Raw genomic sequence first — 13,697 nt, forward strand, 5'->3', positions numbered from 1 at the left:
AGGGTTTGGTCTTTAAGACATGAAGCTTTGGTCAGACTGGGGATTTAGCCGCGCTGGATGGCGCAATAGTCAGCGGGGTGAATATTGGGTTGTAGCACAAGCGTTACTGATAGTAAGTTTTGTGCTGCTGCCCGTCTACCGACCCGTTGAGCTAGCTCTGTCTCCTGAGTGGCTTTACCTCAGTTGGGCAGTTGCAGGGGCTTTGGGAGTAGGGGCGATCGTCTTCTTCATCAAAGGCATTCTAGACCTGGGCAATAGTCTTACCCCGCTCCCTTATCCTAGAGAGGACGGACAGTTAGTTCAGACAGGCGTATATGCGATCGTGCGTCACCCGCTTTACAGTGGACTGATTTTGGCAGCTTTGGGCTGGACAGTTTTTCAGTTCAGTCTGCCTCATCTGGTTGGCGCGCTAATGTTTGTTCTATTTTTTGATGCAAAAGCAGCCCGTGAAGAAAACTGGCTGATGCAAAAATATCCAGACTATGCAACCTATCGTCAAACCGTAAAGAAGCTGATTCCCTGGCTGTATTAAAGTGCCTCAACTTTACAACAACCCTTAAGAGCTAGGAGTGTATTGCAGCGATCGCTCCTCTGCGGTCAAGTTCGCCTCATTTACATCCCGTCGTAGCACCTGCCCAGTAGGGCTAGCAATCAAGCGGGGAAGCTGCTGCATATCCACCAGTTCCATCGTTCTCATGTCATAGGTAGTGTAGATCGTTTCCTGTGAGTCTAAACCGACATCAACCACCGTTAATGTCTTTTGTGGCGCTAAGTTGCCGTTGAGCAAGCGACGGGCACCAGAACCCAAAAGACCGGAATACAGTAACTCAAGCTGACCCCGATGCCCCGGATAGTAGGCATGATTGTGTCCACTAACGTAAGTGTGAACGTTGTGACGCTCCATTAGGGCGCGTAGCTCTTCTGCTCCGCTCAGATATTCCCCTGGCTCATCTCGCCCAACCGAAATTCCATATAGCGGCAAATGCCCTATCGCAATCCGCAGTTTGGCAGCTTTTGCCGCCTCTGATTCTAACGCTTGCTCAGCCCAAGCCAGCTGTTCTGCCGGGATAGTTGCCGATGATGCGTCCCAAGTTAAGAAGAAAACACCATTTTGTTGAAAGGTGTAATAGAAAGGGAAACCCGCTCGATCGACAAATTCAACCCCCGGATCATGGCTAGGATTGTTCCAATAAGCAGCAGCGATATCCCGGTCCTGTTGGTAAAGTAGCGTCCCGTCGCTGGCGATCGCCCCCGATGCATCGTGATTACCCAAAGTGAAACCGTAGGGAATGTTTGCATTTCGCAGTGGCGCAGCGACATGCTGATCAAATGCTGACCACATTGCTTCAACCTGGGCACGGGGCAAAGACGCATCCTGACCTGCAATCATGTCACCACCACAAAGAACCAGGTTGGGTGCCCAAAAGGGAATCAGCGAAATGGCTTTGTCTACTTCAGGTTCATAGTCGGTAGAGCCATACTGACTGTTGAGGTCGCTGATCACGACAATGCGGGCATCGCCTCTAGGCGGATTAAACAATCCTTCGCTGCCCGGTACGTTTTGAGATACCGGGGTTGGAGTCGCCTCACTCACAGGGCTAGGAGGTTGAGCTTGGGAGGTTTGGGAGGTGACGGGCTGCTGCTCAGTGCTACTGGCAATGATGCGATTGACCAACAGAGCCAGACTACATCCGCCAACGGCTCCACCTAACACCAAGAACTGACGACGTTTAAGACTCATATTCCCAAAGCTAAACCTGTTGCGACACCAATCCTACCTTACTCACACTGCCACTCAAGTTTAAGGGGGCTGTCATAGTGATAGATTGACGTGAGGGGGCAACGATGAGACCGATCGCGTCCGACTGCTTTTTGCTACGCTGAGTTGCTGCATTCGTCGTCGCCCTTAAGCATTGCTGCCCACCAGGGAGGAGTTATGACACCGGATCAGTCAAAGCGTCCAAAGCCAAACCAGCAAAAATTTTGGCAGCAAATCCAGCCTGTCCTTAAAACTCAAAGTCTTCGAGCTTTGCGAACTACGATCCAGGTGCTCGAAGGAATTGTAGAAGAGCTGGAGAAAACACCTGCACCGACTCAGGCAAAATTGTCACCCCCTACAAAACAATCTGCATCTGGAATCAAAGCGGCTCCGGTTGAAACCCTAGAATTTCCAGCTGCACCAACCATGCCAGCAGCTGAGCTGATCGCTAAGCCAGACGAAATTGCTTCAACGCCACCGGAAGTTAAATCTCTTGAAGATGACGATGACAATATCTGGGGCATGGACGAGAGCTTGTCCTTGGATGAACAATCTACTTTAGGTAAACCGACAGAGGCGATCGCCCCTCCCACACCTACTCCTTCAGCCACTCCGCTAACCAGCAGAGCTAATACGCCACTGCCTGCTTCTCAAGGCAGCTTGTGGGCAAAATGGGTAGCGGTGCTTGATTGGGCGCGCGATCGCCTCCCCGATTCGATCAGTGACAGACTATCGGACGCTGTTCTTACCAGTATTGCTGGTGGAGTTTTGGTGCTGCTGGTGTGGACAACGTCTGCCCTGCTACCCAATCAGGCTGAAGAAATAGCTCAAGCACCTCCCGTACAATCGTCTCCCGTAGTTAAACCCACGCCTTCTCCCCAGCTTAAACCCACGCCTTCTCCCCAGCTTAAACCCACGCCTTCTCCCCAGCTTAAACCGACTCCCTCTCCTCAACCCAGCCCGCCAAAACAGGTTGCTCCGGCTCCGACACCCATCGTTGTTCCACCTACTCCAAAACCCACTCCTTCTCCTTCCCCTGTCGTCTCACCGCCTCCAGCTCCACCTCCTTTAGAACTGACTCCCGAACAAAGCTTGATTGCGGCAATTCAAGACCAGGTGGCAGAAGTCACAAATCGCTACGCCAATGGGTTTATTCAATCCATTCAGGCAAACTTCCGTGAGAGTCGGCTAATCGTCAAGGTTAGTATGGGCTGGTATGAGCTAAGTGGCGATCGCCAAAACAAACTGGCTGACGAAATGCTGAAACGAGCACAAGAACTTGACTTCAGCAAATTAGAAATTACTGATACTCAGGGCATACTGCTTGCCCGCAGTCCCGTTGTTGGACCAAGCATGATCATTCTTCAAAGGGAAATGAAAACTAAACTTCCTGCATAAATCATTTTTTGAAGCGTGAATGGTGGTGCGGCTTCGCCGCACCACCATTCACGTAAAAGATTTACTGATCAGGTCTAGCCTCTCTGGTAGCGCATTCCGGGTAGTTGAGAGACAAAGCCCATGAGTTCCAGTTGCACTAGGGCACTGAGAACTGAACCGGTGGGTAGCCCAGATTCCTGAGCAATTACATCAAAAGACGTGGGTTCTGATGGAACTGCCTCCAGAACTTGTTTAATCTCAGGTTCCAGGTCGGTCAGCTGTTCGTCCAGAAGCGAGAGTTGGGAAGGAGGGGAGGGCATGACTTGCAGCCGAGGCATTGCACCCAGCATTTCTAGCAGATGACTTTCACCCAAAATGACGTGAGCGCCTGTATTCAGCAATTCCAGGCAACCTTTAGAACGAGGGTTATCCAATGATCCGGGGAGGGCGTAGACATCGCGGTTATAGTCAGTTGCCAGTCGAGCGGTGATCAAGGCTCCCGATCGATGGGGCGCTTCTAGCACCAAAATGGCACGGCTGAGTCCGGCAATGATGCGATTGCGGCGCGGGAAGTTAGCTCGATCGGGCTGGGTACCTGCGGGATATTCGCTAACGAGGAGTCCCTGTTCGGGAATTCGTTTGGCTAGATTGCGGTTTGACCAGGGATAAACGACATCAACGCCTGTGCCCAAGACAGCGATGGTGCGTCCACCTGCGTTGAGGCAGCTCTGGTGAGCTTCGGTATCCACGCCATCAGCCAAGCCGGATACGACGATGAACCCTGCCTGTGCTAGGGAATCACTGAGTTTGCGAGTCCAACGTCTGCCGTAGTCTGAAGGGTCACGGGTGCCAACGATGGCGATCGCTGGCACCTTCCCCTGGTTCTCTTCTGGAACGACGTTACCGCGATAGTAAAGCACGGGCGGCGGATCAGGAATTTCTAGTAGCAGTCGAGGATAATCGGCATCGGCAGGCGTCCAAAAGTAAGGATTTACCTTTTCATGCTCTTGCAAAATCTCATCAGGATGAAAGCGCGATCGCCTGCTTGCCACGACTGTCGCAGTGTGAGGGCCAAACCCTTCCACCTGCTCTAGTTGTTTGGGGCTGGCTTCCCAGGCTTCTGCCAGACTATCGAAATGGTGATGGAGGCGCATCAGGAGAGTTGGCCCCACTCCTTCAATGCGTGACCAGGCTAGCCAGAATGCACGTTCCCCCAACTGACGCTCCTTAAATGTGACTGAGTCTCAGAAAATTAAAGATTCACTCAACTGCTGCCTGCTGCTTTAAATAAACGAAAACGCTCTTGTCACCAATGTCAGGCGGAATGGGTTGAACTACTTTGCGTAGCGCAAACACGACAAATAAAGCAGCCCAAAGCCCCAGCAGAACTTGCTCTAAAGGAACTGACAAAATTCCAAACAGGTGCCCTAGCAGCAACAAAGGAACCAGAGGGGTCAGCAGCTTGGTTTCAAGACGGTTAAAGCAAAATGCTTCTTTGAAGAAGATACCCGTCAGAGCCGCAAAGATAAAACCAATGCCCAAGATCGTGGTGGGTTGGTGGTAGACCGCCAGAGCAAGGGGTTCGCTGTGAGTGAGGGCAATGGCGATCGCTGCCACAGTGCCAGCCAGCCAAAAAGCCTGCAATGCTCGGTGCAACGGTGCGAGGTAGATGTGAATCGTTAGCAGACTCACCGCTAACCCTATAGAAAAGCAGATATAGAGAACGTTCAAAGCGACAGGAACAAAGGTGTAGTCAGCAAATTTCAGCACCAGAAGAGTTCCCAATGCAAAGCTGAGAGCTGCTGCCATTAGCCCTGCCCGATAGATGATTACGCCCTGGCGATCGCTCTCTGTGATCGTAAATTCGCCAAACTGCCCCTGATAAACTTCTGAATCAGCATTCTGGATAGTGGTCATTGTGTTCCCTCTTCGCAGTGCATTTGTTGTAGCGAATTCTGGTTTTAGGCTCTGCCTGTATTTTAACCAAGTAGGAGGGACAGAATTTTACTTAAAAGTTGTTCAAGCGTAGAACACAAGCTGCACAGAGCTCCCAACGGTCAAATGTAGTTGAGCATCAGCGCTGCCGCCACTGACTGCAATTTCGACCCAACCGTGACTGCCAATCAAAGCTAACAAACTGCCAGGAGAACTATCTGCATAGGTTTGTTTCCCTGGAATCGTCAATTCTGCGATCGCCACTGACCAATTCTTATTAAGAATTTCATATCCAGGAATGTTGGTAATCAGATTGCCAAAATGGTCAATGTGCTGAATTGTGCCTGCGATCGCCCCTTCGGTTCTTATACAGCTCGCTAAAGGGAATTGCTTGAGGGAAGCTAGATCAATCGCAGTTCCCAGTTTCTCTAAAGGAACACCTGAAGCAAGATGTGCCCCCACCGGGGCAAAGATGTCACGTCCGTGAAATGTTGCGCTTGGCTCAGAGGTGCGCCAGTAATTAGAATTCGTTAGCTCAACCGCAGCGATCGCCAAATGCTGATCGAGAACGCCGCTAAACAAACCATTGTCTGGACCTACTAAGAATCCATCTTGAAGCTGAATAGCGATCGCCCTTCTCTCACTTCCTACACCTGGATCGACGACCGCTATATGTACTGTTTCTTTAGGAAAGTACGGATATGCGTTCAGTAGATGAAATCTTCCCGCTGCAATATTTTGGGGTGAAATTTGGTGAGTCAGGTCAACGATGGTTAGGCTTGGGTTAACTTGGGCGATCGCCCCTTTCATCACTCCCACATAAACATCCTGCAAACCAAAATCACTCAGCAGCGTGACTAATCGCCCTGGCAACACCTCATTCATAGGAAGGCTTGAGAAACGGCTTCTGTGTTGATTCTATTGGTTTCCAGCTTACTCAAACAACTGACGCATTCTATTTAGAGAAATGCAATTTGGTGTCCCTGACTCCTCTACACCCCGTTCTGAGTCAGCGAATAAATCTGCGATCGCCGCGTTACTCTACACTTCGTTGAGGTGCTTTTCGTACAAAACCTCATAGGGCTGATATCCAGATTTTTGATAAAACTTAGCTGCAGATTCGTTACTGCATAATAGACCCACTCTGACAATTTTCAAATGCAAGTCAAAAAAGTGCCGTTCAGCCGCTCGCATCAACTCAGCCCCTGCCCCGTATTTTCGCATCGTAGGGACAACATACAGATCGGAAATATAACCGTACTCCCGCTCTTGTTCAACAATATGGAGGTCGCCTTCATCGAGTTTTTCAACGAAACAAACGACAAAGCCGACGATGCCCTCTTGAGACTCTGCTACATAAATCTGACCATTTTGCTGTTCAACGGTTTCTTCGAGATACGCCAGATGAGCATCACCCATCTCAGAACCTGGTGTCCTGTTGGGAGATAACTCACGTTCAGCATCTTGAAGTGCTGCCATTAACGTAACTAGAAACAGTCGGTCTTCAGATTTAGCAGTACGAACCGTAAAACTAGACAATAGCCATGCCTCTCAACTCTCATATAAGATAGTTCAGAGAGGACTACCGCACTGAGCCTGTAATTGACTTTCTGATAAACCAAAGTTTTGCTGGCGACAGAGCAGCACTTGTGCCATGCGCTGCTGAACGTATAAGCGGTGTGCAAACCAGCCAAGGGGCGCACCTAGAAGGATTGCACCAAGGGCAACGCCAATCAGCAGGCTGTTGAGCAAATCTCGCCGCCGAATCCGTTCTCTCTCGTGATGATCATGCTCTGGGGCAACTGTTGAACGTTCCATCGGAGTTATCCACCGGGGTGATAAACAGATCACCTTCTAGCTAAACAACTAAAACTTGAAACTTTATCTCTCTTAAGGTGAAGGTCGTTTGCGCAATAGACAGAGCTTAGACTCAGTCCGCTTCTACGCTGTAAGAGTCTGGTTAATCTAACGTCCGATATAGGTGCTGCTATTCGAGACAGCATTAACATGACTTTCAGTTGTATTTTTGGATAGAGCAGATGACCTCTCAATTGAACCGTGACTTAGAGAAAACTGAAGCGAAGGGAGCCTCACTGTTTGATCGCACCTTTCGAGACAGCGAAGGCAACATTGTAATTGCTCAGATGCCCAATCTGCCTATTCTGCTTGGTTCAGCAGCAGCTTTCCTTCAATTTGTGCTGCCCAGTGGCAAAATCCAAACCGCGTTTGCTCTAATCGCGTTCGGCACTCTGTTCACCTGGGCATGGCAAGAACTGTTTGAGGGAGTTAATTATTTTCGGCGATCGCTTGGTTTACTCGGATTAGTCAGTCTGATCGCGATAGGACTTAACCTCATGGGAGTGTGAGTCTCTGAAGCGAACTCACTAAGCGAATCGCCCCACTCACACTGCGATCGCCACTCAACAGTTTTATTACTCACGTCCTGGCTTGCAATCTGCAAAACCTAATGCCTGTGTATCGAGAAAACTTGCGATCGCACTCAAGGTTGAAAGCGGAGGTGCTGAAGCGATCGCACTTGAGCAATAGTTTCAAAATCACGATCGTTGTGAATCAAAAGTAAATTGTTTTCTAAAGCTGCTTGAGCAATACAGCAATCAATTGGGCTACGAACGGTAAGTCCTTGTCGCCGTAGCTCGTAGTGAATGCGGGCAGCCGCTTGCCAAGAATAGGGCGTGAGTTCGACGTAGCTTTGGGCTTCAAGATAATTAGCAAGAAGAGTCCACTCTTGCTCGTTTAAGCTCCCTTGCAGTAATTCAAGCTGAGTGAAGCGGGTCAGTAAAATGTCGCGGTTAGCAATTAGAGTCTCAAGTTGCTGACGGCTTTGACCGCTGCGATCGCGAAAAACACTAATCCAAACAGATGTATCAATCAGCAACATGACGAGTTTCGCGCAGAGCTTTGTGGTCAAAGTCTGAACTGAACTGAATTTGTCCTGATAGGTCGAGAAGATTTCTCTTGCGGCGCGATCGCACAAGCTCTTGCAGAGCAAGTTTGATTAGTTCTTCTTGAGTGGTAAGGCTAGTAAGTTCGAGGGCTTCATTGACGAGTCCTTCGTCGAGATTTAGAGTAATTTGCATAAGACAACTACTAGGGAAATTGGTTCCAGGAGTGATCAATTTGAGTCTAGTGTAGCTAAACCTCACGCTCTGTTTTTACCATTTCTGTCACGTCATCTGTTCAGGATCTTTCAATCTGCTGTATGTAGCGGTGTGATCGCCTGTCACTAATGCTTCTTAGAAAATGGCGATCGCACCCCTCAAATTACGATCGCCACTCAACAGTTTTATTGCCCGTGTCCTGGCTTGCAATCTGCAAACCCTAACGCCTCTGTATCGAGAAAACTGGCGATCGCCATCTCAATCACTGCTTCGATGGGGTACTCAATTTCAGCAGCATGAGCAATGAGAGCGGTACGAATTCGGTCCGGTAAACGCCCTAAGATCACTTCGGCATCAGTGGGGGAAAGTTGCTCTTGAAGTTTAGCTTGCATCAGCTTTACCTTTCGGTTGGAATTTGGACGTTATATGGAGGTTCAGTGGCTCTCAAAATGATGGCTTCTAGCTCCAATAGTAACGCAGGGTTCCCCCAGTAAGAGACCGTTTGCACTGCAATCCGAATATCTTCATCGCTATACTTATCGAGCCATGCCCACAAGAAAGCTTTGTGTCCACCACTGAAGCGTCCTCGTAAACTCTTCGTTTTACCGATGTAGAGCAATCCGTCGGTTCTGTGCCTGATTGCATAGATGCCAGGACGAGCAGGAATGTTTTCAAATTCACGGTTTAACGGTTGGCACTGTTCAAAAGAAGTGAAGGCGATCGCATCCAAAATCTTCCGAGCTTGAACTTGAAGTTCAAAATCATTTGCTGGCATGAGAGCAAGAGGGCGATTACACAGAAGTTATGCTCTCACGAATTCTGTTACAGTCTACGATCTCGCTACAGATAAGATGTGAGAATCTTTAACAAGATGGCGATCGCCCCACTCACAATGCGATCGCCATCCGATGACTGCTTCGATGGAACAATCAATTTCAGCAGCACGAGCAATCAGCGCGAATCGCTACTCTTTAGTAATTATGTTTAGTAATTATGCATTAAATAATTTTTGAAGAGGAGACAGGTTAGTTGTCCAATAAAAGAATGCATTTGCTTGTTGGCAATGTAGTCTGTGAGATGGCGATCGCACTAGTTCCTATATTTTTTAGGCAAATAGCACGTCCTACAAGACGGTACGCACTGTTAAGCAATCAAAGTTACAGGTTTAACACGTACAAATCTATTTCACTCTCTGTACCATATACGCACACACTGATGCCAACTGACAGAGCCAGCAGAATACTCTGCTACATACAGACCATCATTCATATCTTGTGAACTGTATTTGGGTAAAACAACCGTTTCAACGTTTATTACCTGTATTGGATTATGTTCAATCCACTGATTCATGGCACTAACAACCGCAGAAAAGGGTTCAACCTCTGTAGGTCTGCCGAGAAATCCCCATGCTGTAGCTTGAGGAGCAAAGTCTTTGTACTTAATCAACTTATTCACCTCTTTAGAGAAAACAGCCACAAGTGTTTCAAGAGAAGAATAGCAGTACTACAGCAAAACGTAGCGGCAACGGTTAACCTTCGCTACTCTTTAATGGGACATTGAACATTTTTGAAGAAGGGAACAGGTTAGTATGTCCAACAAAATGGTGCGTTTGCTTGTTGGTAATATATTTTGTGAGATGGCGATCGCACTAAGTCTACTACTAGAGACTGAAGAAACTCCTGCAATATTTTGCTTAAAATTTGCCAATAGTATTGGTGTAACAGTGAAACTAGTGCTAATGTACTACTAAAGTGCATGTGCTGCTGTTACACCTATCTGCTATGTTTGCCTAAATTCTGGTAAAGCAAGACAGATTGTCCTGATGCATGAGACTTCCCTGTGGAGAACTAGGTGTCCCTCATTGCAGGATGGTGTTTGTATGGCTTCCAATTATCAAAAGGTAAAAGCGAGAGTTTTCATTTCCATAGTTTTTGAAATTGCAGGTGAGAGTATTAGTACCATGCCTAATCATGAAGAAATAAAGAGTTTACTTGCCCAAGCAGATTTGACAGATGAAGAGAACCAAGAGTTCAGTAGCTTATTCGAGCAATTAGCATTGAAGGTTAAAAATGATGAGGAAGCACTTGCTCTGATTGCAGATAAACTAGATGAGTATAAGAGACGTATATATAACGCTTTAGAAAGTGAACAAATTGACTTTAATCCTAAAACTTTCTACAAAGACACTTAGACTCTAGCTATTAAGGGTATGAGCAGTTATGTTTCTCGTTAACTCACCAAAGTCAAACGAACGAACTACCAGCTAATATCAACTAAGTCTTATGAAAGCTAAAATTTAGCAGCTTCATCATAAGAATATTGATCAATTAGATCAAGAAATTGGTTCAAATAATCAACGATTGTGTTCTTTATAAGTTCAGAGGACAAAGGATCGCTTTTCGGGTAAAAACTGAGTTTTTTGAACTGATCGGATAGGATACAATTCGCTATTGCTCGAACAATTTTTCTGTAGGTTTCTTTATCAGGCTTACCTTTTTCGTTTATATACCTCATGCCGATGGGCTGTATTGGCATGAGGAAGCCAAGGTCGTTATCAATACTGCAAATTAGCCAAGCACTAAGATATGCATATATATCGACTCTAAGTGAATGAAGATCGTTTCCTACTCTGGTTCTTTCAAGAACCTCTTCGAGTTCTAGATTAAGCCCATCTATAATACCTTGTATAGCAAGCTGCTGTAAAAACTCCTTGTTTAAATCATGAATAACGCATCTTACCTCTCTTGAAGCCTTATTATTTCTAAACTCCTCGTCCAACTTCTTCCCAAATGCAAGTCTATCTTCGGAATAGGCTTCTTTTAATTCCGAATTAACCTCTTGAAGTTTTAGATTTTCATATCCTAGAGATTGCTTTAAATAGGAAAGATAGTTTTGATCTAAACGTTGTCTAAGATTTGAGTTCTTAAGCTGAATTCGAAGTGCTTGTACTTCCTGGTGAAATTCATTTCTTACGCTTTCCTCGATACTTTTAGTAGCAGCATCAAATTCAGTTGCTATTACATCTTTAACTAAGTCATATCCTAAGATAACTAAAGTGGCAGTAGTCATCAGCCCAAGAATATCCTGTTCAACTGGGATTTCCCAAACATTTATTGCTGCCAATAGGAAGGTAAAACTGACGGAGAACAAGTAAAATGCAACTAGATGAGTTATGGTTTGCTCTCTTGTCTGAACTATTCTCTTACCTCTAATACGACTATATATCCTCCACCAAGGCTTAGTAACAGCATTTCTCAACTTACTCATAGGAACTTATTCGCTAGTTTTGGTAGATACAAACTGGTCAGTAATGAGCCGCTTCATGTAATCTTGACATTTCTCGTTATCTTATCAAATTCTTTTATCACGGAATATTATTTACTCAGAACAAACACAACATTAACCAGGTACCCTAACCCTAACTACTTCTCCTTTTGATATCCGCACCATTGCCAATGCCCTTATAAACATCCCAACCAGCGCTCAGGAGGATAACAATCTCACTAGACTAATTTGCTTAAACTGGCAATCAGAAATTTCTAATTAGCAAAAATCTTTAACTTAACTGGAAAATTCTAAAATTAGAATGATATTCTCAATCTAATTTAGGGGTATGAGAATTAGACCAACTTATATTTTTCGCATATTAACTCCTGAGTAGAGATTTTGCCTAGATTGTTCAGTATTCTTTCTGGTTTGTTACACATTTTTCAATACTAGTGTACTAACAGCGATCGCTCCCCACCCCACTCCTTGCAAAACAACCAAATCAAAGCCCATTCCTCAAATCTTGCTCCTCTAATAGATAGGCACAAATAGAACGAGGCAGAGTCTCTGGCGCAGTATTGCTAACCGCAGCCCAGCAACGAGACATGAAGCTCCTCAGTTATTGTCATCAACACAAAAGTTTCTGACATCAAGACAGAAACTTCTGACATGGTTACAGAAACTTCTGACATCAAGACAAAACTCGCCGACATCAAGACAAAAACTTCTGACATGGTTACAGAAACTTCTGACATCAAGACAGAAACTTTTGCAAGCATGTCGCTATAGTTTTAGCTGACTTCTAGGTAGACCGACTAGGATTCTAGTGAGAAGGCGATCGCTCCTTCAAATGCCCTCAGAAAATCCACTTAACTTTATTTAAGGAGCAACAAAATTAGTGTGAAAGTTCGGTGAATTGCACACGTATCGTTTCTGAAATTTGCGGGCAATCTATTCCTATAAGTGTTTTATAGGAGCCAAAATTATATGCCTCGTAAGCGTCGTGCATCTCGCGGTCTTGAGAAAGCTGAGCTTCGTGCTGCTGGCTTGAGAGCGATCGATCCTCAACTGAGTTTTGGTAATTCAGTCACGCTGAGTGAGTTCACCCGAACCATTGACCAACTGCGTCTGAGAATGGAAGCTTACAATACTGCTCTAGCCGTGATTGATGCTTCACAAACTGAGATGGCAGAACTGGAGAAGAAGCTAGGCGAACTAGGTGAGAAACTGATGATTGCCGTTGCCTACACCTACGGCAACGATAGCCGCGAATATGAATTGGCAGGCGGCATTCGCAAGAGTGAGCGAGTTCGCAAAATTAGAAAGGGTCGAACTCGTTCAGAGGCAACTAATTCATCTAATGGTGGTTCTTTAACGGCTTAAGTGAGAACTGTTGAGGCGATCGCCCTTCGCTTCAAAAGCGATCGCCCCCATAAACCTTGTACATCGGGTGGGCAAAGCAACACCGCAATTATCTCAAGCAGCACCATACTCTGTATACTGTCGTTTGTAGGGCGGTTGCAAACCCAGCACAATATCTTCTCTGGGAACACCCATTTCAACTAGTTCCTCAGCAGGATTTAAATCTGTCAGGTTTTGCTGAAGCCAAATCTTTCCGTCCTTGATATCAAAATGGACGATACAACGGTAAACTCGGTCAAACTGTTGCCAACCCACATTTATCCACTGATAGTGATCTCGCTCAGTGTCAAAGATCAGTTGCACTTCGACCTCATCATCTGAAACATCATCCTTGACATATTGGCTTAGTAACGTTTGAATGTATTCCCGATATTGAGCTACCTTGTCCATTGCACTATTACCTCATTAACTGGGTCATACACAATTATCAAGACCTGATATCGTTGTACCGCAGTTTGAGTAAATTCGTATTGAAAAAACGTTTGGTAAACGTCAACGGGAACTGCTAAATACAGGCTCCGCTCTGGTTCAATAGATTCCAAAGCAAGACGATAGCTGAGAAACTGCCCCAATGCGGCGTAGAAGTCTGTAACCGCAGAAGGATTCAAAAAGCTTTTGACTTCAACTGCTATTTTCTCTCCTGCCCGTTCTGCTGCAAATAATCGCTCTGCACCGAGATCTACTCGGAAGTTGACGTTACCAAACTTAAATCTGAGTGGGTCATCAGTAATCGTCCACTGCTCTTTTTGCAGCGCTTGTTTAACAGCTTCGTGAAAAACATCTTTGGCGGACACAGACTCAACCTATAACAATGCATT

Annotated in this window: 19 protein-coding genes; 5 read left to right on the top strand and 14 right to left on the bottom strand. The window is 46.1% G+C overall.

Going from position 1 to position 13,697, the window contains the following annotated elements:
- The first annotated feature begins 19 nt into the window (after positions 1 to 19).
- The gene (locus tag H6F93_RS08385; protein WP_190680063.1) at positions 20 to 532 is read left to right on the top strand and encodes a methyltransferase family protein; all 513 of its coding nucleotides are present in this window, start codon (positions 20 to 22) and stop codon (positions 530 to 532) included.
- A 24-nt stretch (positions 533 to 556) separates the two neighbouring features.
- On the opposite strand, the gene H6F93_RS08390 is transcribed toward H6F93_RS08385, so the two are convergent.
- Positions 557 to 1,741, bottom strand: a complete 1,185-nt coding sequence (locus tag H6F93_RS08390) for a metallophosphoesterase family protein (protein ID WP_190641861.1) — start codon at positions 1,739 to 1,741, stop codon at positions 557 to 559.
- 195 nt (positions 1,742 to 1,936) lie between these two features.
- On the opposite strand from H6F93_RS08390, the gene H6F93_RS08395 reads away from it, so the two are divergent.
- Positions 1,937 to 3,157, top strand: a complete 1,221-nt coding sequence (locus tag H6F93_RS08395; RefSeq protein ID WP_190680064.1) for a hypothetical protein — start codon at positions 1,937 to 1,939, stop codon at positions 3,155 to 3,157.
- A gap of 74 nt (positions 3,158 to 3,231) precedes the next feature.
- Here the strand turns inward: H6F93_RS08395 and dprA are convergent, their stop codons facing one another.
- The 5 genes from dprA to H6F93_RS08420 all read right to left on the bottom strand — a co-directional run bounded on the left by dprA (position 3,232) and on the right by H6F93_RS08420 (position 6,889).
- On the bottom strand, positions 3,232 to 4,353 hold the full coding sequence (dprA, locus tag H6F93_RS08400) for a DNA-processing protein DprA (RefSeq protein WP_242043353.1): 1,122 nt from the start codon (positions 4,351 to 4,353) through the stop codon (positions 3,232 to 3,234).
- Between the two features lie 43 nt (positions 4,354 to 4,396).
- Positions 4,397 to 5,053: a DUF2301 domain-containing membrane protein gene (locus tag H6F93_RS08405; RefSeq protein WP_190680065.1), complete on the bottom strand. Its 657-nt coding sequence runs from the start codon at positions 5,051 to 5,053 to the stop codon at positions 4,397 to 4,399.
- Between the two features lie 102 nt (positions 5,054 to 5,155).
- Entirely contained in the window at positions 5,156 to 5,956 is an 801-nt protein-coding gene (locus H6F93_RS08410; protein WP_190680066.1) for an SAM hydrolase/SAM-dependent halogenase family protein, read from the bottom strand.
- 156 nt (positions 5,957 to 6,112) lie between these two features.
- Entirely contained in the window at positions 6,113 to 6,610 is a 498-nt protein-coding gene (locus H6F93_RS08415; RefSeq protein WP_199313560.1) for a GNAT family N-acetyltransferase, read from the bottom strand.
- 33 nt (positions 6,611 to 6,643) lie between these two features.
- On the bottom strand, positions 6,644 to 6,889 hold the full coding sequence (locus tag H6F93_RS08420; RefSeq protein ID WP_190641678.1) for a hypothetical protein: 246 nt from the start codon (positions 6,887 to 6,889) through the stop codon (positions 6,644 to 6,646).
- Positions 6,890 to 7,110: 221 nt separating this feature from the next.
- Between H6F93_RS08420 and H6F93_RS08425 the strand changes: the two genes are divergently transcribed.
- On the top strand, positions 7,111 to 7,437 hold the full coding sequence (locus H6F93_RS08425; RefSeq protein WP_190641679.1) for a hypothetical protein: 327 nt from the start codon (positions 7,111 to 7,113) through the stop codon (positions 7,435 to 7,437).
- A gap of 134 nt (positions 7,438 to 7,571) precedes the next feature.
- On the opposite strand, the gene vapC is transcribed toward H6F93_RS08425, so the two are convergent.
- From vapC to H6F93_RS08450, 5 genes are all read right to left on the bottom strand, one after another.
- Positions 7,572 to 7,970 carry a type II toxin-antitoxin system VapC family toxin gene (gene vapC / locus H6F93_RS08430; RefSeq protein WP_190680067.1) on the bottom strand — a complete coding sequence of 133 codons (399 nt, stop codon included), beginning with the start codon at positions 7,968 to 7,970 and terminating at the stop codon, positions 7,572 to 7,574.
- Positions 7,957 to 8,169, bottom strand: a complete 213-nt coding sequence (locus H6F93_RS08435) for a type II toxin-antitoxin system VapB family antitoxin (protein WP_190680068.1) — start codon at positions 8,167 to 8,169, stop codon at positions 7,957 to 7,959. Before H6F93_RS08435 ends, vapC begins: the two co-directional genes overlap by 14 nt.
- A 206-nt stretch (positions 8,170 to 8,375) precedes the next feature.
- A complete protein-coding gene (locus tag H6F93_RS08440; RefSeq protein WP_190680069.1) occupies positions 8,376 to 8,582 on the bottom strand; it encodes a hypothetical protein in 207 nt (68 codons plus the stop codon).
- Positions 8,583 to 8,587: 5 nt separating this feature from the next.
- Positions 8,588 to 8,965 carry a GIY-YIG nuclease family protein gene (locus H6F93_RS08445; protein WP_190680070.1) on the bottom strand — a complete coding sequence of 126 codons (378 nt, stop codon included), beginning with the start codon at positions 8,963 to 8,965 and terminating at the stop codon, positions 8,588 to 8,590.
- Between the two features lie 410 nt (positions 8,966 to 9,375).
- Positions 9,376 to 9,666 carry a hypothetical protein gene (locus H6F93_RS08450; RefSeq protein ID WP_347277264.1) on the bottom strand — a complete coding sequence of 97 codons (291 nt, stop codon included), beginning with the start codon at positions 9,664 to 9,666 and terminating at the stop codon, positions 9,376 to 9,378.
- A gap of 403 nt (positions 9,667 to 10,069) precedes the next feature.
- Here H6F93_RS08450 and H6F93_RS08455 point away from each other — a divergent pair, with 403 nt between their 5' ends.
- Positions 10,070 to 10,381, top strand: a complete 312-nt coding sequence (locus H6F93_RS08455; RefSeq protein WP_190680071.1) for a hypothetical protein — start codon at positions 10,070 to 10,072, stop codon at positions 10,379 to 10,381.
- Positions 10,382 to 10,479: 98 nt separating this feature from the next.
- On the opposite strand, the gene H6F93_RS08460 is transcribed toward H6F93_RS08455, so the two are convergent.
- The gene (locus H6F93_RS08460; RefSeq protein ID WP_190680072.1) at positions 10,480 to 11,457 is read right to left on the bottom strand and encodes a hypothetical protein; all 978 of its coding nucleotides are present in this window, start codon (positions 11,455 to 11,457) and stop codon (positions 10,480 to 10,482) included.
- A gap of 987 nt (positions 11,458 to 12,444) precedes the next feature.
- Between H6F93_RS08460 and H6F93_RS08470 the strand changes: the two genes are divergently transcribed.
- Positions 12,445 to 12,840 (top strand): hypothetical protein, encoded by a 396-nt coding sequence (locus tag H6F93_RS08470; protein WP_190641686.1) that lies wholly within the window; start codon positions 12,445 to 12,447, stop codon positions 12,838 to 12,840.
- A gap of 93 nt (positions 12,841 to 12,933) precedes the next feature.
- Here H6F93_RS08470 and H6F93_RS08475 read toward each other — a convergent pair whose 3' ends face one another.
- Both H6F93_RS08475 and H6F93_RS08480 read right to left on the bottom strand, forming a co-directional pair.
- Complete coding sequence (locus H6F93_RS08475) at positions 12,934 to 13,269, bottom strand: XisI protein (protein ID WP_190680074.1); 336 nt, start codon at positions 13,267 to 13,269, stop codon at positions 12,934 to 12,936.
- Positions 13,257 to 13,673, bottom strand: a complete 417-nt coding sequence (locus H6F93_RS08480) for an element excision factor XisH family protein (RefSeq protein WP_190680075.1) — start codon at positions 13,671 to 13,673, stop codon at positions 13,257 to 13,259. The genes H6F93_RS08475 and H6F93_RS08480 overlap by 13 nt, the downstream gene beginning before the upstream one ends.
- Positions 13,674 to 13,697 lie beyond the last annotated feature (24 nt).

The organism is Leptolyngbya sp. FACHB-671 (assembly GCF_014695745.1).
Lineage (GTDB): Bacteria > Cyanobacteriota > Cyanobacteriia > Elainellales > Elainellaceae > JAAUTN01.

Bases quoted from the DNA above. Each gene is read 5' to 3' on its own strand.
- H6F93_RS08385 (WP_190680063.1), top strand. From the start codon at position 20: ATGAAGCTTTGGTCAGACTGGGGATTTAGCCGCGCTGGATGGCGCAAT.
- H6F93_RS08390 (WP_190641861.1), bottom strand. From the start codon at position 1,741: ATGAGTCTTAAACGTCGTCAGTTCTTGGTGTTAGGTGGAGCCGTTGGC.
- H6F93_RS08395 (WP_190680064.1), top strand. From the start codon at position 1,937: ATGACACCGGATCAGTCAAAGCGTCCAAAGCCAAACCAGCAAAAATTT.
- H6F93_RS08405 (WP_190680065.1), bottom strand. From the start codon at position 5,053: ATGACCACTATCCAGAATGCTGATTCAGAAGTTTATCAGGGGCAGTTT.
- H6F93_RS08410 (WP_190680066.1), bottom strand. From the start codon at position 5,956: ATGAATGAGGTGTTGCCAGGGCGATTAGTCACGCTGCTGAGTGATTTT.
- H6F93_RS08420 (WP_190641678.1), bottom strand. From the start codon at position 6,889: ATGGAACGTTCAACAGTTGCCCCAGAGCATGATCATCACGAGAGAGAA.
- H6F93_RS08425 (WP_190641679.1), top strand. From the start codon at position 7,111: ATGACCTCTCAATTGAACCGTGACTTAGAGAAAACTGAAGCGAAGGGA.
- vapC (WP_190680067.1), bottom strand. From the start codon at position 7,970: ATGTTGCTGATTGATACATCTGTTTGGATTAGTGTTTTTCGCGATCGC.
- H6F93_RS08435 (WP_190680068.1), bottom strand. From the start codon at position 8,169: ATGCAAATTACTCTAAATCTCGACGAAGGACTCGTCAATGAAGCCCTC.
- H6F93_RS08440 (WP_190680069.1), bottom strand. From the start codon at position 8,582: ATGCAAGCTAAACTTCAAGAGCAACTTTCCCCCACTGATGCCGAAGTG.
- H6F93_RS08445 (WP_190680070.1), bottom strand. From the start codon at position 8,965: ATGCCAGCAAATGATTTTGAACTTCAAGTTCAAGCTCGGAAGATTTTG.
- H6F93_RS08455 (WP_190680071.1), top strand. From the start codon at position 10,070: ATGGCTTCCAATTATCAAAAGGTAAAAGCGAGAGTTTTCATTTCCATA.
- H6F93_RS08460 (WP_190680072.1), bottom strand. From the start codon at position 11,457: ATGAGTAAGTTGAGAAATGCTGTTACTAAGCCTTGGTGGAGGATATAT.
- H6F93_RS08470 (WP_190641686.1), top strand. From the start codon at position 12,445: ATGCCTCGTAAGCGTCGTGCATCTCGCGGTCTTGAGAAAGCTGAGCTT.
- H6F93_RS08475 (WP_190680074.1), bottom strand. From the start codon at position 13,269: ATGGACAAGGTAGCTCAATATCGGGAATACATTCAAACGTTACTAAGC.